At 37.4% G+C, this 21,011-nt stretch carries 17 protein-coding genes and 1 pseudogene; 15 read left to right on the top strand and 3 right to left on the bottom strand.

Features of this window, described 5'->3' with window-relative positions; genetic code table 11:
• The first annotated feature begins 142 nt into the window (after nucleotides 1–142).
• Nucleotides 143–1,663 carry a GGDEF domain-containing protein gene (locus tag T479_RS17050; protein ID WP_025220343.1) on the top strand — a complete coding sequence of 507 codons (1,521 nt, stop codon included), beginning with the start codon at nucleotides 143–145 and terminating at the stop codon, nucleotides 1,661–1,663.
• Between the two features lie 62 nt (nucleotides 1,664–1,725).
• Here the strand turns inward: T479_RS17050 and T479_RS17045 are convergent, their stop codons facing one another.
• A complete protein-coding gene (locus T479_RS17045) occupies nucleotides 1,726–2,889 on the bottom strand; it encodes an MDR family MFS transporter (RefSeq protein ID WP_029747347.1) in 1,164 nt (387 codons plus the stop codon).
• Nucleotides 2,890–3,029: 140 nt separating this feature from the next.
• Entirely contained in the window at nucleotides 3,030–3,251 is a 222-nt protein-coding gene (locus T479_RS17040) for a DeoR family transcriptional regulator (protein WP_025220342.1), read from the bottom strand.
• A gap of 358 nt (nucleotides 3,252–3,609) precedes the next feature.
• On the opposite strand from T479_RS17040, the gene pepV reads away from it, so the two are divergent.
• The 8 genes and pseudogenes from pepV (at nucleotide 3,610) to T479_RS17000 (ending at nucleotide 12,464) form a co-directional block, all read left to right on the top strand.
• Nucleotides 3,610–5,013 carry a dipeptidase PepV gene (pepV, locus tag T479_RS17035; RefSeq protein ID WP_025220341.1) on the top strand — a complete coding sequence of 468 codons (1,404 nt, stop codon included), beginning with the start codon at nucleotides 3,610–3,612 and terminating at the stop codon, nucleotides 5,011–5,013.
• Between the two features lie 173 nt (nucleotides 5,014–5,186).
• On the top strand, nucleotides 5,187–6,038 hold the full coding sequence (dat, locus tag T479_RS17030) for a D-amino-acid transaminase (RefSeq protein ID WP_025220340.1): 852 nt from the start codon (nucleotides 5,187–5,189) through the stop codon (nucleotides 6,036–6,038).
• Between the two features lie 209 nt (nucleotides 6,039–6,247).
• Nucleotides 6,248–7,255, top strand: a complete 1,008-nt coding sequence (locus tag T479_RS17025; protein ID WP_025220339.1) for a nuclease-related domain-containing protein — start codon at nucleotides 6,248–6,250, stop codon at nucleotides 7,253–7,255.
• A 3-nt stretch (nucleotides 7,256–7,258) separates the two neighbouring features.
• On the top strand, nucleotides 7,259–8,212 hold the full coding sequence (locus T479_RS17020; protein WP_025220338.1) for a diacylglycerol/lipid kinase family protein: 954 nt from the start codon (nucleotides 7,259–7,261) through the stop codon (nucleotides 8,210–8,212).
• 76 nt (nucleotides 8,213–8,288) lie between these two features.
• On the top strand, nucleotides 8,289–8,936 hold the full coding sequence (gene trmB, locus T479_RS17015; RefSeq protein ID WP_024363744.1) for a tRNA (guanosine(46)-N7)-methyltransferase TrmB: 648 nt from the start codon (nucleotides 8,289–8,291) through the stop codon (nucleotides 8,934–8,936).
• 21 nt (nucleotides 8,937–8,957) lie between these two features.
• The gene (locus tag T479_RS17010) at nucleotides 8,958–9,821 is read left to right on the top strand and encodes a YtnP family quorum-quenching lactonase (protein ID WP_025220337.1); all 864 of its coding nucleotides are present in this window, start codon (nucleotides 8,958–8,960) and stop codon (nucleotides 9,819–9,821) included.
• A 288-nt stretch (nucleotides 9,822–10,109) separates the two neighbouring features.
• A pseudogene (locus T479_RS17005) lies at nucleotides 10,110–11,138 on the top strand (PTS transporter subunit IIC).
• Nucleotides 11,139–11,237: 99 nt separating this feature from the next.
• Nucleotides 11,238–12,464, top strand: a complete 1,227-nt coding sequence (locus T479_RS17000; RefSeq protein WP_025220336.1) for a carboxylate--amine ligase — start codon at nucleotides 11,238–11,240, stop codon at nucleotides 12,462–12,464.
• A 650-nt stretch (nucleotides 12,465–13,114) separates the two neighbouring features.
• Here T479_RS17000 and T479_RS16995 read toward each other — a convergent pair.
• Entirely contained in the window at nucleotides 13,115–13,429 is a 315-nt protein-coding gene (locus T479_RS16995) for a peptidase M4 (protein WP_024363748.1), read from the bottom strand.
• 166 nt (nucleotides 13,430–13,595) lie between these two features.
• Here T479_RS16995 and T479_RS16990 point away from each other — a divergent pair, with 166 nt between their 5' ends.
• From T479_RS16990 to T479_RS23345, 6 genes are all read left to right on the top strand, one after another.
• A complete protein-coding gene (locus tag T479_RS16990) occupies nucleotides 13,596–14,672 on the top strand; it encodes a M42 family metallopeptidase (RefSeq protein WP_025220335.1) in 1,077 nt (358 codons plus the stop codon).
• Between the two features lie 58 nt (nucleotides 14,673–14,730).
• Nucleotides 14,731–15,252: a DUF84 family protein gene (locus T479_RS16985; RefSeq protein WP_024363750.1), complete on the top strand. Its 522-nt coding sequence runs from the start codon at nucleotides 14,731–14,733 to the stop codon at nucleotides 15,250–15,252.
• A 94-nt stretch (nucleotides 15,253–15,346) separates the two neighbouring features.
• On the top strand, nucleotides 15,347–15,865 hold the full coding sequence (locus T479_RS16980; protein WP_025220334.1) for a hypothetical protein: 519 nt from the start codon (nucleotides 15,347–15,349) through the stop codon (nucleotides 15,863–15,865).
• A 70-nt stretch (nucleotides 15,866–15,935) separates the two neighbouring features.
• On the top strand, nucleotides 15,936–16,760 hold the full coding sequence (locus tag T479_RS16975; protein ID WP_081769926.1) for a DUF1444 domain-containing protein: 825 nt from the start codon (nucleotides 15,936–15,938) through the stop codon (nucleotides 16,758–16,760).
• Nucleotides 16,757–17,371, top strand: a complete 615-nt coding sequence (gene ytpR / locus T479_RS16970) for a YtpR family tRNA-binding protein (RefSeq protein ID WP_025220332.1) — start codon at nucleotides 16,757–16,759, stop codon at nucleotides 17,369–17,371. Before T479_RS16975 ends, ytpR begins: the two co-directional genes overlap by 4 nt.
• Before the next feature lie 207 nt (nucleotides 17,372–17,578).
• Complete coding sequence (locus T479_RS23345; protein WP_025220331.1) at nucleotides 17,579–21,004, top strand: DNA translocase FtsK; 3,426 nt, start codon at nucleotides 17,579–17,581, stop codon at nucleotides 21,002–21,004.
• The last annotated feature ends 7 nt before the right edge of the window (nucleotides 21,005–21,011 follow it).

Genomic DNA, 21,011 nt, shown 5'->3' with positions numbered 1-21,011 from the left:
AGTATCGAGGATTTTTTTATACATGTTTGTCCCATTAACTGTATAATATGATATATCAATAAAATAACGTGGGAGAGGCTTGACGTACCGGAAATATTTTTTGTTCAAAAAAAGATAGTGAAGATGAGTAGAGGACATGTTAATGAAAAAACTACGGATTAAATTATTAATATCTTTAATTGCCTTTGCATTAATACTTGTTGCTGTAATTTCTTATGTCAACAGACAAATTCTTGTGACAAATATTGAAACACAAGAAGCTCGTAATCGAACATTAATTGAAAATCATATTCTTGCAGATATGCAAACTGTAGATAATGCGCACTTTTATTTTGATAAAAACATTTCGGATCAGATGGAAAAAGAGTTAAGAGCATTAGCTACTTATTATAAGCAAAATCCAAAAATAGACACTTGGAACTTACAACAAATGAAAAGTCAACATGGTATGGATATATACATATTGGATCAAACAAATACGGTAATTTATACTACATTTCCAAAAGATTTAGGTCTAAATTTTTCGCTTTGCTGTAAAAATTTTTCGGCATTATTGGATGAACGTAGAGAGAGTGGGCAATTATTTACAGATGGGATAGATATTTCGACCACTACTGGTGAGTACCGTAAATTTAGTTATTTAGCAACGCCTGATAAAAAATACTTATTAGAGCTCGGTTTGGAATTAAATGAAGTCCCTGTCTTTCAAACTTTTAACTTTGGAAAAACCGCTGCGTATTTAGTTGAAAAGTATAATGACTTACTGGATGTTCGAACGATTAGTGCAAACGGTGTTTTTTTCTCGGACACCGAATCCACTCGGGTAACTGTGAAAAATCAAACAAAAAAATTCCAGGATCATTTTAAGACTGCACTACAAACGATGAAGCCTGCTGAATATCAGCAAATTTTAGACGATGGCTATATCGAAACCTATCGTTTTTTACCGTATGAAGCAGAGACGGTGCGTGGTGCCTCAACAAAACGGGTAGTCTATGTTAAATATGGCAATCGTACAGAGTTAACTGCACTTGCCAATAACACAAAACAGTTTTGGTATGTTTTAATGATTGCATTAGTAACAGCGTTAATTATGTTAGTTGTTATTAATAGGCTATTTTCTAAAACGATACATCTTGCAACCTATGATCCACTAACAAATGTATATAATCGTGCTACATACATTAGCAAAATGGATAAATTATTGAAAAAAAGAAAAGCCAATACGCCTGGTTTATTATTAATAGATTTAGATAACTTTAAGCAAGTAAATGATCGATTTGGACATGCTGAAGGAGATAGGATTCTTATTGAAACAGCTAAAATTTTAAAAGACGTCGTAAGAACAGAAGGTTTCGTTGTAAGATTTGGTGGAGATGAATTTGCAATTGTCCTATATGATACGAACAATGAACATATGGTACAAGTAGCAAGTGCGATTTTGGAGAAAATCCGTAGATTAAAAAATGTAGAGAATCATAAATGGTCGGTTATTTCTGTTAGTATGGGTGGCGTAATTTGTGAAAAGTCAAATGAATCCGAGTTAAGTTTATTTGAACGAGCAGATAAGGCTTTATATCAGTCGAAAAAAGCAGGTAAGGACCAATATACTAGTTATCATGAAGTAGCTTCAACAGAAGAAAAATACAATCAATCAACGTAGTTTTACAACGGTTATAAGTAAAAGCACGAGTCCAGTAGGCAGCCTACTTGTCTCGTGCTTCTTTATTGTGTTTTGGGTCGATAAAATAGGGAACTACATAAAACAAGGGCAGCAATGACGATAAACATTGTATCAATATAATGTGTTAACAGCCAGCCACCTATAATAGGACCAATAAAACCGCCTAAATTTTTAAATTGTGCCGCACCTAAATATGTAGCTTTTTGGGTCTCTGGCGCAATTTCATCAATCATGACATTCATTGTTGGGAAAGTAAATATTTCACCAATTGTAAAAAGAACCATTGCACAAATAAACAACGGATAGTTTGTAGATACGCCAAATAATGTGAGCCCAACAGCAAAGAATAAAATACCGATAAGCAGTATTGTTGTAGATGTGAAGCGCTCTGAAAAAATACTAATCGGTAATTGCAGTAAAAGTACAACCGCAGCATTTAACGAAATCAGTAGCGAATAGAGCTTGGCTCCATCTTCAATTTTGAGCTCAATAAGCTGAGGAAGTGTTGAGTCGAATTGCGAGTAGCCAATATTTATTAAGATTGCGCCGAAAATAAAGCTTAGCAGTACACGGTTTGTTAAAAGAATTGTAAAGGTTTGTAGCACTTTTGTATGAACCATCGCCTTTTGCTGTTGCATTTTGTAACGATTCAACACGAAAAATAAAAATATGGCATAAACAATGTACATAGCGCCTGTCAACATAAACGGTACGCTAGGACTAGATAATGTCGCGATATATACACCAATAAGTGGTCCTATGACTGCGGCAATATTAATGGCTGTGTAACGCAATGAAAACAATCGTTTTCGTTTATCAGCAGGAGTAAAGTCAATCATTAAAGCCTGTGTAGAAGGTTCAAAGAAGGAGCGACATAACCCGTTCAATGCATTTAGAATGACGAAAAACCAAATTGTATGCGCTGTTGCAAAACCAAAGAACACAATACTCCATACGAGGATCGTAAGTAAAATAATACTTTTTCGACCAAAGCGATCTGTTAAGTAACCGCCGAAAAATCCACCTACTGTAGAAATAAGTGGCGCGATACCAATGGTTAATCCTATTTGTAAAGGGGAGGCATCAATTTCGTTATGTAAATAGATAGCTAAAAAAGGCATTGCCATAAAGCTTGCAACGCGTGTGAAAATCGTTCCACCTAAAATAATCCAAACAAGTGGATGAAACATTTTGGGAAGTTTCATAGAATTATCCTCCTCTCAACATGTAGAATGTTTCGAGTGTAACGGATAATAAAGTGCTTTGTAAATAGAAAAAAAGAATGACCCCGACGAAAGGTCATTCTTTTTCCATACAAAAATGCTTTACGCAAAGTGCGCAAAAACTAAGACGTCAATTTTACTTTTTTACTCGTCGTTGTCCATTTGCCTCGACTTGGACTCATCACCAAATCGTTAAAGGCTAACACGTTCAAATCTCTTTGAACGGTGCGAGGAGTGATGCTAAACTCTTCGACTAAATCCTGTGTAGACACGGTTCCTTTGTCTAAAATAAACATGTACACATCTTTAATACGATTAAGCATTCGATCAGTAGTTGGTTTCATAAATGAACCACTCCTTCATCTTAATTCACTTGGCAAAGACTAGCGGACGACAATATGTGCGGAGTGCACTGAGGCTATTAAGTAGCTGCCTTAGACATCCCCTTTTCTAATTTTATGTTCAGAACAAATAATTCTGATAACTCTATTATATAGAATAATGATGTGATTTTCTAGTGAATGGCGTGGAAATTTACAATTAATTCATAAAGTTTGCGCTGTATTTTGTGGAGATTAGTGAAAAAGATGCTATATGTGGTAGTGTAAAGGAAAGATAAGAAAATGATAGTTAGAAAGATGATTGAATTTTTTTTAGTAAAGAGTAGAATAATCTTATTATAAAATGGAGGAGGTACATAGGATGGATTGGTTACAGGTTGCAAAAGAAAGACAAGATGAATTAATTCAAGAGTTGCAAGAGCTTGTGCAAATTAATAGTGTACTGGATGAAAAAACAATAACTGCGGATGTGCCTTTTGGTGAAGGACCGTTAAAGGCATTGGAATGGTTGTTAGCGAAAGGGAAAGCACAAGGGTTACAAACAAAAAATGTTGATAATTATGCTGGACATATTGAAATGGGCCAAGGTGAAGAGTTACTGGGTATTTTATGTCACGTAGATGTTGTCCCTGTAGGTGATGAATCAAACTGGACGTACCCACCTTTTAGCGGCACGATTGCAGATGGAAAATTATTTGCGCGCGGTGCTATTGACGATAAGGGCCCAACAGTTGCTGCATGGATGGCAATGAAACTTGTAAAAGATGCAGGTATTCAATTAAACAAACGTGTGCGTATGATTATCGGAACAGATGAAGAAACAGGCTTCCGCTGTGTCGACCACTATTTTAAAAACGAGGAAATGCCCACAATCGGTTTCGCTCCTGATGCGGATTTCCCACTGATTAATGCCGAAAAAGGCATTGCTGCGCTTGTGTTGTCCCAAAAGCAGATTGGGGATGCAACGAAAGAACAGCTACTACTATTTAATGCTGGAAAGCGTTCAAATATGGTACCTGATTTTGCGAAAGCGACAGTTCAATTCGTATCTTCACCGTTCGAACAGAATTTTCAAACATTTTTAAGTAAAAATCAGCTAGAAGGCTCTTTATTAATGGAGGGTTCTCACTATATAATAACTATCAAAGGAAAAGCAGCCCATGCAATGGAACCTGAAAAAGGTGTCAATGCAGCTGTTTACCTTGCAGCATTTTTACAACAAGAGTTAACGACTGAAGGAAGTAAGCAATTTGTCGATTTTATCGTTGATGTATTCCATCAGGATCATTATGGTCATGCACTAGCATTACAATATGAAGATGACATGTCCGGACAAACAACATTAAATCCTGGTATTGTAACTTACGATGCAACGCAAGGTGGCAACATTGTTATTAGTTTCCGCTACTCTGTAACGTATCCATTTGATGACAAAATAACAGAAGCGCAACGATTAGCTGCAGACAAAGGATTTTCACTTGATGTTCAAGAAAACTCAAAACCTCATTATGTCAGTGAGGATGATCCGTTAATCCAAACGTTAGCTGGTGTTTATCGCCGACAAACGGGCGATAACGAAACACCTTTACTTTCAACAGGCGGTGGAACGTATGCACGCGTCTTGAAAAAAGGTGTGGCATTCGGCATGCTTTTCCCTGGTGATCCAGATGTCATGCATCGTGCGGATGAATATGTAATTGTTGATAAATTAGTACAAGCTGCTGCTATTTATGCAGAAGCCATTGCAGAATTGGCTGGGAAGTAAGTGTCATTAAGAGCGTAATGTTCTTGCCAAAGAGATCACGAAGCTTCACACGCCAAGTACTTCACTGAAAAGTTTACTTTGATTTACTGCATCTGGTCTTACTTGATCGTGTAGTGGGAATCATTGTACTTAAAAATGTGAAAATAACTTAAAAATGAAAAGGATGTATAAACATGGCATACTCATTATGGAATGACCAAATCGTTGAAGAAGGATCTATTACAATTTCACCAGAAGACCGTGGTTACCAATTTGGTGATGGTATTTACGAAGTAATCAAAGTATATAACGGGCATATGTTTACAGCACAAGAGCACATCGATCGTTTCTATGCTAGTGCCGAAAAAATTCGCCTTGTTATTCCTTATACAAAAGATGTATTACACAAATTATTGCATGATTTAATCGAAAAAAATAATTTAAATACAGGTCATGTTTACTTCCAAATTACACGTGGAACAACTTCTCGTAACCACATTTTCCCGGATGCAAGCGTACCAGCAGTGCTAACAGGTAATGTTAAAACTGGTGAACGTTCAATTGAAAATTTCGAAAAAGGCGTAAAAGCGACATTGGTTGAAGATGTTCGTTGGTTACGTTGTGATATTAAATCTTTAAATTTACTTGGCGCGGTACTTGCGAAACAAGAAGCATCTGAAAAAGGTTGCTACGAAGCCATTTTACACCGTGGAGATATTATCACAGAATGTTCTTCTGCTAATGTCTACGGTATTAATGATGGTAAACTTTATACGCACCCAGCAAATAACTACATCTTAAATGGTATTACACGCCAAGTTATATTAAAATGTGCCGCTGAAATAAATTTACCAGTGATTGAAGAGCCGATGACAAAAGGCGATTTATTAGCAATGGATGAAATTATTGTGTCTTCTGTTTCATCTGAAGTGACACCGGTTATCGATGTGGATGGTCAGCAAATTGGTGCAGGTGTTCCTGGTGAATGGACTCGTAAATTGCAAAAAGCATTTGAGGCAAAATTACCAATTTCAATTAATGCCTAATCTGTATAAATGATTAAAAAGAGCTACCTAAAACTTGGTTATTCGCCAAGTTAGGAGGGTAGCTCTTTTTTATAGAACAAAATATGCATGTATTCTCCTGAAACGTCATGTAAAATAAAAAAGATAGCGCCTTTAGTCGATATCACGGTGATACCGACTAGTAACGAGGCGAATTTGATATGGGGCAGTAAGATTGGAGTGACCTAAACATGGCACAATTAGTGAAAATACAAGATTATATTTCACGTTATCAAATTGATTTAGCTAGATATCCAACGCAATTTGTACGTTTAAAGAAAAGCCAATGGGATCGAATTAAACGTAGGTGGGAATTGGGCGAAGATATTACCGAGTGGCAGCATACTGCGAATGAAAAAGACAATGATGTATTGGAAGAAAAAGAGCGCTTCTCACTCTTTAAAAAGATTTTTGCAGGGCGACACAAAGAAGACGTGCAAGAAGATATTGAGCAAATCGACGTTACAAACGAATTGACAAATGACGAAGATATGATCCCTGAAGAAGAAACAACTTTATCATTTGAACCGAATATAGTGTACGCACCTCAGTCTATTCATGAGTTGAAGCGAATGTTTATAGATCAGTTTTTTCATTTCCAAATGAAGTGGGCGAGTTCCACTTTGCGGGAAAAATCTTATGTCGATCCTCGATTTTTACGTGATTCTTTGTTGCGAACATTGCTACAAAAATTACCAGATAATTATTTAGTTTTTTACTATCCTATTTTGCAAGTGAGAAAGGCACCAATTGAGCTAGATGTTGTGTTAATGTCACCTACAGAATGTATTTGTATTACTGTACTTGAGGCAGAGAATCAAGCAGTGTATGTAGGTGGAAGTGACCGTTTTTGGGAGAAAAAAGTGGGCACAAAAGATTCGAAAGTACTGAATCCAATGATTAATTTAAGTAGAATGGAATCTGTGTTAACTCAATTATTTAAGCAAGATCAAGTCGACATGCCGATTCGCAAAGTTATTTTAACACGCAATGGCTATTTCGATTATCCAGGCTCATCTTTTAACGTTCGATTAGTGGATCGTCGTAATTATAATGAATGGTTGCATGCTTTAAGAAATGTATCATCTCCTATGAAGCATATGCAAATCCGCGCTGCACAAACAATTTTAAATAACGTCCAAACGACTTCATTTAATCGTGATATTTGGCAACAGACACCTTCAAAAGCTGAGGACTAACAGATGCATGTATTATTTATTGTCAATGAGCGTGCAGGGAATGGCAAAGGGAAAATTGTTTGGAATAGACTACAACGACATTTAACGATTGATTATCAAGTCGCTCTGACACAATATGAGGGGCATGGTCAAGAAATTGCGAGCGAATGGGCACAAAACGGGCAAATAAAAAAGTTAATCATTGTTGTTGGTGGAGATGGCACCGTTCATGAGGTAGTTAGTGGCATTGTACATAATGATTTTGTTGTGATTGGTGTTATTAGTGCAGGCTCTGGTAACGACTTTGCACGTTATTTTCCAACATTTCAAAATGCAACACAAATTGAAGCTTACGTCAAAACGGAAATGCTTGAGCGTTCGATAGATATAGGAAAGATTCAACTAGGAACCATGCACGATGAAATATTCGTCAATAATGCAGGGCTTGGCTTTGATGCCTATGTCACAAAGCATATTAATAAGTCGCGTCTAAAATACTATTTTAATAAAATTGGATTAGGAAAACTATCTTATGCTGCCGCAGTAGTTAGGAGCCTGTTTCGTTTTACCTGTTTCGATGTAACGGTTTATGCAAACAATCAAACACAGCAATTTCAGAATGTATGGTTTGTAGCAACGAGCAATCAACCGTATTTTGGTGGAGGAATGAAAATTTCACCTATGTCTAATGCATTGGACGGCAAAATTGAATTAACCATTGTTCATAATATTGCAAGATGGAAGCTACTACTAGTTTTTGCTACTGTTTTTTTTGAGAAGCATACAACTTTCCGAGAAATAACTTTTTTACAAAGCAATCAATTTGAGATTGTTGTACATGCACAGAGCGTTGATTGTCATACAGATGGTAACTACATTGGTGCAATTGGGCAGGATACAATTGTGCGCTGTACAATCCAACAGCAAGCATGGAAATGTATAAAATTAGAAAAAACAAAAAACGTCATTTCGCAATAATATCATGCGAATATGACGTTTTTACGTTATACTATAAAAAATCAATAATTTCACTATTAAGAAATGAGGAAGAAAATTGAGATTACGAAATAAGCCTTGGGCAGAGGAAATGATTACAAATCATCCAGAGGTGATTATTCCAAATCCTGAAGACTTTAAAGGAAATTGGCAAGCGGTTTTTGGCAACAATCACCCATTACACATTGAAGTAGGTACTGGGAAGGGTCAATTTGTAACCGGAATGGCTCTGCAAAATCCAGATATTAATTATATCGGTATTGAGCTTTATGATAGTGTCATCGTTTGCGCATTAGAAAACATTCTTGAAGCTAAATCTCCAGCGAATTTACGTTTGTTAAAAGTAAATGGCGCAGATTTAAATAAATTCTTTGAAAAAAATGATGTAGACCGCGTGTATTTGAATTTCTCAGATCCTTGGCCAAAATTACGCCATGCAAAGCGTCGTTTAACGCATGAGGGTTTTTTGAAATTATATGAGTCGATTCTAGTGGATAACGGGGAAGTTCATTTTAAAACGGACAACCGTGGACTGTTCGAGTATTCGTTAGTTAGTATGTCTGAATATGGTATGTTACTGAAGTATGTATCACTCGACCTACATGCAAATATGCCAGAAGATAATATTATGACAGAATACGAGCAGAAATTTTCTGCTAAAGGTCAGCCGATTTATCGCTTAGAATCGCAATTTATTACAAAATAATAGATAGCAGGGGGAGTAAGGATGGATCAGTTAAAGTTTCACAATATGACATTATCATGGCTAAACGGGGGTGTCACTTGCCTTGATGGCGGTGCAATGTTTGGCGTAGTACCAAAACCACTTTGGTCACGTAAATATCCAGTAAACGAAAACAATCAAATTGAATTACCAACAGAGCCTATTTTAATTCAATATGGTGAAAAAAATTACCTTATTGATACGGGTGTCGGTTTTAACAAATTAAATGAAAAGCAACTACGAAACTATGGCGTAACAGAGGAATCCACGCTAGCTGATAGTTTACAAGAGCTTGGTCTAACAACCGCTGATATCGATGCAATCTTAATGACACATTTACATTTTGATCATGCGGGTGGTCTGACGCAATGGGAAGGTGAAGTTTTAGTTCCTACATTCCCAAATGCTAAAATTTATGTAACACAAATTGAATGGGATGAAATGCGTGAGCCAAATATTCGCTCAAAAAATACGTATTGGAAAGAAAACTGGGAGCCTGTACAGCATTTAGTTGAAACGTACGAAAGCTCTTTAGAGGTAGCTCCTGGCATTGAAATGATCCACACAGGTGGTCATAGTGATGGACATGCCATCATTAAGTTGTCACAAAATGGTGAGGTCATGATACATATGGCCGATATTATGCCAACGCATGCGCATCAAAATCCATTATGGGTGTTAGCATATGATGATTATCCGATGACGAGTGTATTTGCTAAGGAACGAATGATGAAAGAAGCTTTAGCAAACGGCTACAGTTTTATTTTCTACCATGATGCGTATTATCGTATGGTGAAATGGAATGAAACAGGTAAGGAAATGGTTGCTAAGTTAGAACGCAGTAGACAAGCGGTTATAACATTTTAATCATAGGTCACACATGTAAACTAGACTATAGGCAAGCGAAAGATTAGACGCTTGCCTGTAGTCTTTTTTATTTATCTTGCTGTAATTGTTTATGTGCCTGGCACCGATATTTTTTGTGCAGTTTTCAGCTAGTTGTAAACGACTACTTTCTGACTATGGATGGAATATGCTGTTTACCGATATTGGTATACAATATTCTGAATATTTTATATTGACCGATTAGTCTAATATTAATATACTGAGATAACATCAACGAGCGTTATATTGTCAGAAGGGAAATGAAATACAATGAAAAATTTTATTAATAATGTACTAACCGGTATGAGTATGGGGATTGTCGTTTGTTTAATTCCAAACGCATTAGTTGGAGAAATATTAAAATTAATTATTCCCTACGTACCTCAGTTAGAAATTATTTTAAATACATCGGTTTTAGCTATGAGTCTATTGCCAGTTGTAATAGGTGTAATGACAGGTATTTGCTTTAAATTAACGCCTGTTCAAACATGTAGCGTTGGACTAGCTGCATTTGTCGGTAGCGGTGTCTATACAATTGATCCGGATGCAGGCATTACCATCGCCGGTATTGGTGTGGTAATTAATATCGGGATTACGACAGCTTTGGCTGTACTGTTTGTGCAATTTTTAGGAAATAAGCTGAAAGATTTTACACTTCTTTTAATGCCTGCACTTGCTATGTTCGTACCTGGTTTAATCGGAAATGCCATTTTACCGTATGTGCGTACAGGATCAGGCTATGTTGGTCTGATAATTGAGCATTTAACGACATTACAACCTGTTGTAATGGGCTCGCTAATTGCCATGATCTTCTCTATCTTAATCATTTCACCAATCTCTACAATCGGTGTTGCGACAGTTATTATGTTATCAGGCATCGGTGCAGGTGCAGCAAATCTCGGTGTTTGTGCATCTGGCGTCGGAATGTGTATTGCTAGTTATAAAGCAAATAATATTGGGACAGCCATTGCCCATGTTGCGTAAGCAAAAATTCAAATGCGTAATTTTTTCATGAAACCTAAAATAGCATTTCCGATGATTATTACTGCGGGAATATTAGGGGCATTAGCAGGTCTGTTTGAAATCGTAGGTACCCCATACAGTGCAGGTTTCGGTTTAGGTGGTTTTGTGGGACCGTTGAAATATTTAAGTTTAGTCGGATGGACACCTTATACAATCACTGTAGCTGTTACATTATTTATCGCCTTACCAATTATATTAAATGTCATCTTACTGCGAATCTTCTCGATGAAATTGAAATGGATTACATCCAATGATTACAAAGTACATTATGAATAATGGAAAAGTCTCCGTATGGGGGCTTTTTTTTCGTGAACATTTTGGAAAATGTGATACACTAAAAGCTATACTAAAACACAAAAGAGAGTTGAAATAACGATGGCAACGGAGCAACCATTTTTACCAGTATTATTAGGATCAGATATGAATGCATACGGCATGGCCCGAGCATTTTATGAAGCATATGGCATTAAGCCACTTGTATTAGGACGTTCACATTTAACAGCAACACAGGATAGCCATATATTGGAGTTCCAAGAAATCGATCGTTTAAATGAACAAGACGTATTTGCACCAGCCCTTGCACAAGTTGCAAAACAATACGCTGATAAAAAATTACTGCTACTTGCTTGTGGCGATGATTATGCAAAACTAATTATTAAAAACAAACCGGCTCTACAGGAGCACTTTACAGTACCTTATATTGACGAGTCATTAATGGATGAAATATTATTGAAAGAAAATTTTTATAAAATGTGTGAGAAGTACGACTTTAAGTATCCAGGTACAACAACAGTTACAGCTAAAAACTATCAAGACTTTACACCACCATTTGACTATCCAATTATTTTAAAAGCGTCCAATTCAGTGGAATATTGGGCTTGTAAATTCCCAGGAAAGAAAAAGGTCTTCGTTGCACATGATGAAGCGGAAAAAACGGCTATCTTAAAAGCGATTTATAGCTCTACTTACCAAGATACAATGATAATTCAAGAATTCATCCCTGGTGATGATTCGTATATGCGCGTGTTAAATGCATATGTAGGAAAAGACGGGAAAGTGAAGCTAATGTGCCTAGGTAACCCAATTTTAGAAGAGCATTCACCTGAAGGAATTGGTAGTTATGCAGCAATCGTAACGACATATGATAAAGCGCTGATGGATCAAGTGCGCCACTTTTTAGAAGATATCGGCTATACGGGCTTTGCTAACTTCGATATGAAGTATGATATTCGCGATAAACAATATAAGTTATTTGAAATTAATTTACGTAACGGTCGCTCAAGCTATTATGTAACCGCAAGTGGTCATAACTTAATGAAATATGTAGCGGATGACCATATGTTAAATATTGAGCAACAGTTAACATATGTTGAGGATAAACATTTATGGATGATTATTCCGAAAGGTGTGCTATTTAAATACGCATCAAACGAAAAGCTTAAACTAGAAGCACAAAAATTGATTCGTGAAGGAAAGTGCACCAATTCACTTTACTTCGAACAAGATATGAATCCAAAGCGCTGGGTAAAGCTTACGCTAAATAATCTAAACTATTACCGAAAATATAAAAAGTATTTTAATAATAAAGGTCTAGAAGAATAAGATTACGTAAAAGGAGGTATAACACATATACCTCCTTTTATTTGATTTCTCTCGGAGTGAGGTGATTTACCTGCGGAAGGGTGAGGAATACCCGCGGAGTAAGGCGATTTACCCGCGAAAGGGAAAAATACCCGCGGAGTAAGGTGATTTACCCGCGAAAAGAGAAGGAATACCCGCGGAGTAAGAAGATTTACCCGCGAAAGGGAGAAGAATACCCGCGGAGTGAGGTGATTTACCCGCGAAAAGGTGAAGAATACCCGCGGAGTAAGGTGATTTACCCGCGAAAGGGAGAAGAATACCCGCGGAGTGAGGTGATTTACCCGCGAAAAGAGAAGAAATACCCGCGGAGCAAGAAGGTTTACCCGCGAAAGCGAGGAATACCCGCGGAGTAAGATGATTTACCCGCGAAAGGGAGAAGAATACCCGCGGAGTGAGGTGATTTACCCGCGAAAAGAGAAGGAATACCCGCGGAGCAAGAAGATTTACCCGCGAAAGCGAGAGAAACACCCGCAGAACAAAATGATTTACCCGCGAAACAACGAAAAACAACTTGAGCAGCATCGTTCATCCTGCACTACATATATGTAGTTATAAAGAAAATAGCATATGGACGTATCACAATGTCCACATGCTATTGTAACGGATTATGTTTAGACTTCGATTAGTTCTACGACAACGCCAGAGCGTGCGTCGGCAGCGAACTCGAATGTTTGCATTTCACCCTCGTGCATGCGAGAAATCCCACCACGATAAACGGGAATTGTCATAAAACCATTTGTGAAATTATCTGTTTTCATAAAGATCCAAGAACCGTCTATTGGCGCATCTTTTTTAAATTCCTTTTTTATGTTTTCAAGTACTTGTCCTGCTGGCACATACGGAGAAACTTTTTCACTGGCTTCTTTAATAATGACTGCCGCGGCGAGGCCTGTTGCAACACCAATTAAAAAATCACGTAATTTCATGGGTTTTTTCCTCCTTTTCCTATAGCTCTATTTTAGCATAGCACAAAGAGTGAATGCACGTTCATTGCAAAGGACTTTTATGAAATATATCAATATTTCGACTTCTGAAATAATTATGATACAATAAGCAAGGAAGAAAATTCTACTTCGTGGGGAGAGAGTCATCATGAATGAGGAAACATTACAATTATTTAAAACTTTAACGGAATTACCGGGTGCACCAGGCAATGAACATGCAGTACGTGCATTTATGCGTTCAGAGCTACAGAAGTACTCAGATGAGGTTATCCAAGATCATTTAGGTGGTATTTTTGGTGTCAAGCATAGTGAAGTAGCAGATGCCCCTAAAATACTTGTAGCAGGTCATATGGACGAAGTAGCATTTATGGTTACATCTATTACTGATAATGGGTTAATTCGTTTTCAAACACTTGGAGGCTGGTGGAACCAAGTGATGCTTGCACAGCGTGTAGAAGTATATACTAAAAACGGTGCAATTCCAGGTGTAATTTCATCCATTCCACCGCATTTACTTACAGATGCAGAACGTGCAAAACCAATGGAAATCAAAAATATGCTGATTGATGTCGGCGCGGACAATAAAGAAGATGCGATTGCTCTTGGCGTTCGCCCAGGACAGTCGATCATCCCAGTATGTTCATTCACGCCGATGGCCAATCCGAAAAAAATAATGGCAAAAGCGTGGGATAATCGCTACGGCTGTGGACTGGCGATTGAATTAATGAAAGAAGTGAAAGATGAAAAATTAGCTTCTCATTTATATTCAGGTGCCAATGTTATGGAAGAAGTTGGGTTACGTGGCGCTCAAGTGTCAGCAAATATGATTCAACCTGATTTATTTTTCGCGTTAGATGCATCACCTGCGAACGATATGTCTGGAGATAAAAATCAATTTGGTCAACTTGGTAAAGGGACATTATTACGAATACTTGACCGTACAATGGTCACACACCGTGGTATGCGTGAGTTTATTTTAGATACGGCAGAATCTAATCATATTCCATATCAGTATTTTGTATCTCAAGGCGGCACCGATGCTGGTCGTGTACATACATCAAATGACGGTGTACCAAGTGCTGTGATTGGTGTGTGCTCGCGTTATATCCATACGTCAGCATCGATCATTCATATTGATGACTATGCAGCAGCTAAAGCATTAATCGTAGAATTAGTGAAAAAAGCAGATCGTTCGACATTAGAAACGATTCGCGCTAATGTATAAGTAACAGAAAAGATGCCTTTAGGGCATCTTTTTTCTATGTAAAGAAAGAGGGATATCAATGGAAATAGCGATTGGGACAACGAATAAAGCGAAAATCCAAGCAGTGCAAGCGATTGTTAATCAATATTTTGAAAAAGTAAATTTTACATATTTTAAAGCCGCCTCACAAGTATCAGAGCAACCTTTAACTACGGAAGAAACAAGATTAGGGGCCATCAATCGGGCGAAAAATACAGCCCTTGCGACCGATGCAGCACTATCCTTTGGACTTGAAGGTGGCGTCACTGAAATAGATGGTGTGATGTATGTCTGCAATTGGGGAGCACTAACATTAGCTGATGGGACAACGTTTACGGCAGCAGGTGCACAAATTATTTTGCCAGAAGAAATTGCCCAGGAAATAAGGGGTGGCAGGGAGCTTGGTCCTGTAATGGAACAATATACGCAACGTCTAGATATTCGTCAAGGCGCAGGGGCTGTAGGTATTTTTACGCAAGGGATAGTGAGTAGACAGACAATGTTTGAGCATATTGTCGCGCTGCTTGTTGGACAATATTTGTTCACATTAGCACAAAGATAGTGTCTTAGAACTAGTGAGAACGAAGCAGTGAAGTTGCAACTTATCTAGAATTTTTTTAAAATAGAAAAAAGTTAGCAATGAAAGGGAGATTGAAATGTCTTATGCAAGGCTTCAAGCATTAGGTTTACTGCTATTACTTTTGGGGCTTTCGGGTTGTAATCAATCGGTTGATGAACAAATTGCTAGTGGACTTCAAATGACAGAAAAGGTATTTGCAGAAGAGCCAGAAGCGTATACCGACAAAATTGGTCAAATTCAACTTTTTTTACCGTCAAAGTTCAAAATTGAGGATAGTTCAGATGCCTATAATATTTTAATATCAAAAGGAACGAATTCCTATATTCTTTTTATCAATGATCGTGAACAAGACGATAGTAAGCTTTATTATAATCTGCTAAAAGAAGATCGTTCAAAGAAAGTCATTAATGAAACTACATATGACAAGGATGGTATTTTCGGCTTCTCTGCGGTGTCTAAAACAGATAATAAAGATGAATTTGAGTTAATTGTCAGCAGTGGTGGTGTAAAAATGACGACTATTTCACCAGCAAATAATATTGAAAATAATCTTCATGAGATGACGAAAATCGTTCATTCGGTTAAGATTAAATAATTGCATCGTTTGAAGAGCGGTTCACAAATCTATGTGAGCCGCTTCATTATGAAGAAAGGACGTGAGCGAATTGAAACAAATAAAATCAGAGCAACTTGTGTCCCTATTAAAAAAACAGTTAAATGAGCAAAAGTTTGATTTTCAATTTGATAAAAAGCAAGATAAATTACGCTTAAATCATAAAAAACTAGACAAAGGGATGGAGCTTTCTTTACCAGGTATTTTAGCAAAATATAATGAAAAGCAAGAAGCGGCGATTGCAGAAGTTGTCTATACGATTGAGCAAACTTTTTTAGCAATGGAACAGGAGCAGGAGCAAGGCTTTAAACAATCTGGGCAAATCTACCCGGTTATTCGTGCCACATCTTATCCGAAAGCTTCGAAAGAAGGACATGCTTTTATCACAACGGAGCATACTGCCGAAACACGTATTTTCTATGCACTCGATTTAGGAAAAACGTATCGCTTTATTGATGAATCCATGTTAGAAACGTTAAAATTAACTGTAGAGCAAATCCGAGAAATGGCGCGTTTTTCTGTTAAGCAACTACCAACCAATTATAAGAAAGACGAAGTAGCTGGCAATGTTTTTTATTTTATTAATGCCAATGATGGCTATGATGCCAGTCGTATTTTAAATGAAAGCTTTTTAAAAGATATGCGCTCAAAAATTGAAGGGGATATGACTGTATCTGTACCTCATCAAGATGTATTAATACTAGGTGATATTCGCAATGAAACAGGGTATGATGTATTAGCACAGATGACGATGCATTTCTTTACGGTAGGAACAGTACCGATTACGTCATTATCATTTATTTATGAAGATGGAGAGCTAGAACCAATCTTTATACTAGCAAAAAACAGAGTAAAGAAGGAGCAAGAAAAACAATGAATGTATTTTACAACAAAGAACATGTGGGAGATGTCCTATTAGTACAATTAGCAACAGAGGCAATTGTGAAAACAGAGGTAGAACGTGCTGGTGATATTGCCATTTTAAAAGAAGCACAAACAGGGGAAATAAAAGCATTTAACTTATTTAATGCAAGTAAGTATGTGCAAGTTGAGGCGCAGGGGAATGTAGAGATTACACCAGAATTTGTTGCACAGCTTGAAGCTGCTATTACGAACAATGGAGCTACAATTAGCCTGGATGTAGATTTTTCACCTAAATTTGTTGTGGGCTATGTAGAAACAAAAGAAAAGCATCCAAATGCTGATAAATTAAGTATTTGTACTGTCAATGTAGGAGAAGAAACGCTACAAATTGTATGTGGTGCACCGAACGTTGATGCTGGTCAAAAAGTAGTCGTTGCTAAAATTGGAGCTGTTATGCCATCAGGTATGCTGATTAAAGAAGGCAATTTACGTGGTGTTGACTCTTTTGGTATGTTATGCTCAGCGCGTGAATTAGCCATTCCTAATGCACCATCTGAAAAAGGTATTTTAATTTTACCTGAAGCTGCTGTAGTAGGTAGTGCATTTGAAACACCAAGCCGTTAAACGAATAAGTTTTAAGCAAAAATCGTTATGCTACCAATAGCTGGTGGTATAACGATTTTTTGTCTAGATTGAGCCTATAAATACGGGTTTCTATATCATTTTTATGGTATGCTTTTTGATGTGGACATTGAACATAGTTTTAGTACCCGATTTTAATAGTCTTAGACAATGCTATAAAAGAAGTGTAAGAGAAATGAGTGAAACAACGTGAATTGGTTTAAAAGAAAATTAGATAAAATTTTAAATAGAGATGACTATGAATATGAAGAATATTACGAAGAGTATGAGGAGCAACCGCAGCAGCAACAGCCGATAAAGGAGACGCAAGCACCTTCACAAAAAGCTTTTCGTTTCCCTTTAATTGACGATGAACCAGAGTTGCCGCAACCTGCTTCACAACCAAAAGAAATGTTTAATCAAATGGACGATGTATATGGCCAAATTGAAGATTTATCTTTACCAAAACATTTAAATCATCAAGTTGTAGATTCCCGTGTATATGACATAGAAGTTTCTGGAATTCGTGAGCTTTTAGAAAATCGTTCGAAACGAACTGGCCGAACGACAATTTCACGTGTTCAACCTAAGCAAGAATATCCGACAAAAGCGAGTATGGTTTTTCGTGATGCACAAGTTGAAGCAACACCTGTTATAAAAGAACCACAAGTGAAACAGGAAAATACTGCCGAAATTATGGCGCAAAATCGTAAACGTTTTGTACCAACGGATGTTCCTTCGCCAGTTTATGGTTTTGCAAAACCAAGTCCAATCGAGCAATTATTAAATAAACGCAAGGAGGAACATGAAGCGGAAAAGCCCTCCATTGCTATGATTGCAAAAGAAGCGACAACAAATAAGCCTATTGAAAATATACTAGAAGAAAAAGAGCCTACCATTACGCCAAATGATTTACATGAACAGCTTGAGATATCAAGCTTAAAGGAAGTGCCAGCGAAGCATTTAAGTGAATTTGAGGATGTTGAAGTGATAGAGCAAAGTCAAGCAATCGTTGATGCGAATAGCAAAGCTACTTCGAAGCAACCAATTACTTTTGAAGAAGTTGAAGTGGCAGAGTCAAGCAAAGTAGCTTTTGAAGCATCTACGGAAGCAACACCAAAGCAGCCGATTACATTTGAAGAGCTTGAAATTCCAGAGCAAAGCGAACTGACAGATAAAGCAGATATAGAGCTACCTATACCACAAACAACATCTTTTGCTGTAAATTTTGAAGCTCAAATTAAAGATGCTGTGCAACAAGAACTAGCTGTTGAACAGCTATCAGCAGATCAATCCGAAATTCATGTAAAAGAAGTCGTTGTGGAACAATTACAAATAGAGAATTCCACAATCCATATTGGAGAAGTGACGGTTGTTCAGCCGACGAGTGAAGAAAATGAACAGCAGGTAGTCGAGGAGTCATCTTTAAAGCAAGAAAAGAGTCGCATTCCATTTAATGTCTTAATGTTAAAAACAGATAAAGAAAAATGGCGCATTTCACAACAATTAAAATCGAAAGTGCCAGCGACTACAGAAAAAATACAAAGCGAGATAGCGGTTACTTCCGATGATGACAAAATCGACGATGGAGCATTGTTAGAAAATGTAAATACATCTTCAATAGAGACATCATCCCAAGAACCTTTTTCCAAAATGACAGAATCTAATAGTAATCCTGTTATCACGATGTCTCCTGTTGCAACAATGACACGGATGCCAACTGAAAAACAGTCAATTGAAGCGGATGCAAATGAAGTAAAACCAGTATCACCGATTGTCACAAATGAAATGCGCCAAGCAGAGCAGTTAGCGACTGAAGTGGAAACTGTTGAAGAAAATCCAGTATCACCGATTGTCACAAATGAAGTAAGCCAAGCAGAACAGTCAGCAAGTGAAGCGGATGCACATGAAGCAAATCCAGTATCACCGATTGTTCCAAATGAAATTCATCAAGCAGAACAGTTAGCAAGTGAAGCGGATGCACTTGAAGAAAATACACCACCGTTTGTTGCAAATGCTTTACGCCAAGCAGAACAACCAGCAATTACAGTGGATGCAAGTGAAGAAGTTTCTGCAACGCTTTTTGTCGAAACGGATTTATTACATGAAAAAACTATCGCACAATCAAATGATAATCAAAACATCATTGAGGAGAAACTTAATGATTCACTGGAAATTTTAAATATAGAGCCTGAAAAAGAAATAACACCTCAAAAGCCTATTCATGTGTACCAAAAGCCAACGGATGAATTTTTGGAGCTACCTGAGGAGAAAACACAGGATACAGAGTGGATGGAGCAACAAGGGGATACACTAGTTGAAGCACTATCTTATTTCCAAGTGTCAGCACAAATAGAATCGATTATGCAAGGTCCTGCCGTTACTCAATTTGAAATTACAGTTAGTCATGGTACAAAGGTAAGTAAAATTCGTAATTTAGCAGATGACTTAAAACTGGCTTTAGCTGCAAAAGACATTCGAATACAGGCGCCGATTCCTGGAAAGAGTTCGATCGGAATAGAAATTCCTAACCGTGTATCTCGTGCTGTTCGTTTATCAGAAGTGACAAATAGTGCGTCATTCCTCGATTCTGATTCACCACTTGAAGCGGCACTTGGTCTCGATTTAACAGGGAAGCCAGTGACAATTGATTTACGAAAAATGCCACATGGCTTAATTGCTGGGGCGACTGGTTCAGGAAAGTCTGTTTGTATCAATTCCATTTTGGTTAGTTTATTATATAAAGCTGCACCGCATGAATTAAAACTTATGCTGATTGACCCAAAAATGGTAGAGCTTGCGCCATTCAATCATATTCCCCATTTAGTCAGTCCGGTTATTACGGATGTAAAGGCTGCAACAGCAGCGTTAAAATGGGCTGTAGAGGAGATGGAGCGTCGTTATCAGCTATTTGCACATGCAGGTGCGCGTGATATTACACGTTATAACGCTTTAGCAGATAAAAACAATGAGCATAGTTTAAAATTACCCTATATTTTAATTGTTATTGATGAGTTAGCAGACTTAATGATGATGTCGCCAGCAGATGTTGAGGAAGCAATTTGTCGGATTGCGCAGAAGGCACGTGCTTGTGGTATTCATTTAATTGTTGCCACGCAAAGACCTTCTGTCGATGTTATTACAGGTCTAATTAAATCTAATATCCCTACCCGTATTGCCTTTGCGGTATCTTCACAAATCGATTCACGTACAATATTAGATGGGCAAGGTGCAGAGCGCTTACTAGGACGAGGCGATATGTTGTATCTAGGTAATGGCATGTCGGCACCTGTACGTTTGCAAGGGACGTTTGTAACAGATGATGAAATAGAAGCGATTATCGATCATGTTCGTGAGCAAGGTGAACCAGATTATATATTCGATCAAGAGGAACTTTTAAAGAAATCAGAAGTTACTGCAGAGCAAGATGATTTGTTTGAGGATGTCTGTCGCTTTGTTTATGAAGCAGGTGGAGCTTCGACTTCTCTTATTCAACGCAAGTATCATATCGGTTATAATCGTGCTGCACGTTTAATTGATATGCTGGAATCACATGGTTTTGTGTCAGAAGCACGAGGTAGTAAACCGCGTGAAAGTTATATTACTGAGCAAGATTTAATTGCTATGTTTGAATAAGAATTGC

Source organism: Lysinibacillus sphaericus, from assembly GCF_000600105.1.
Taxonomy (GTDB): Bacteria; Bacillota; Bacilli; order Bacillales_A; family Planococcaceae; genus Lysinibacillus; species Lysinibacillus sphaericus.
The sequence above is the reverse complement of the archived record's forward strand: the minus strand, read 5'-3'. Positions and strand labels throughout refer to the sequence as shown.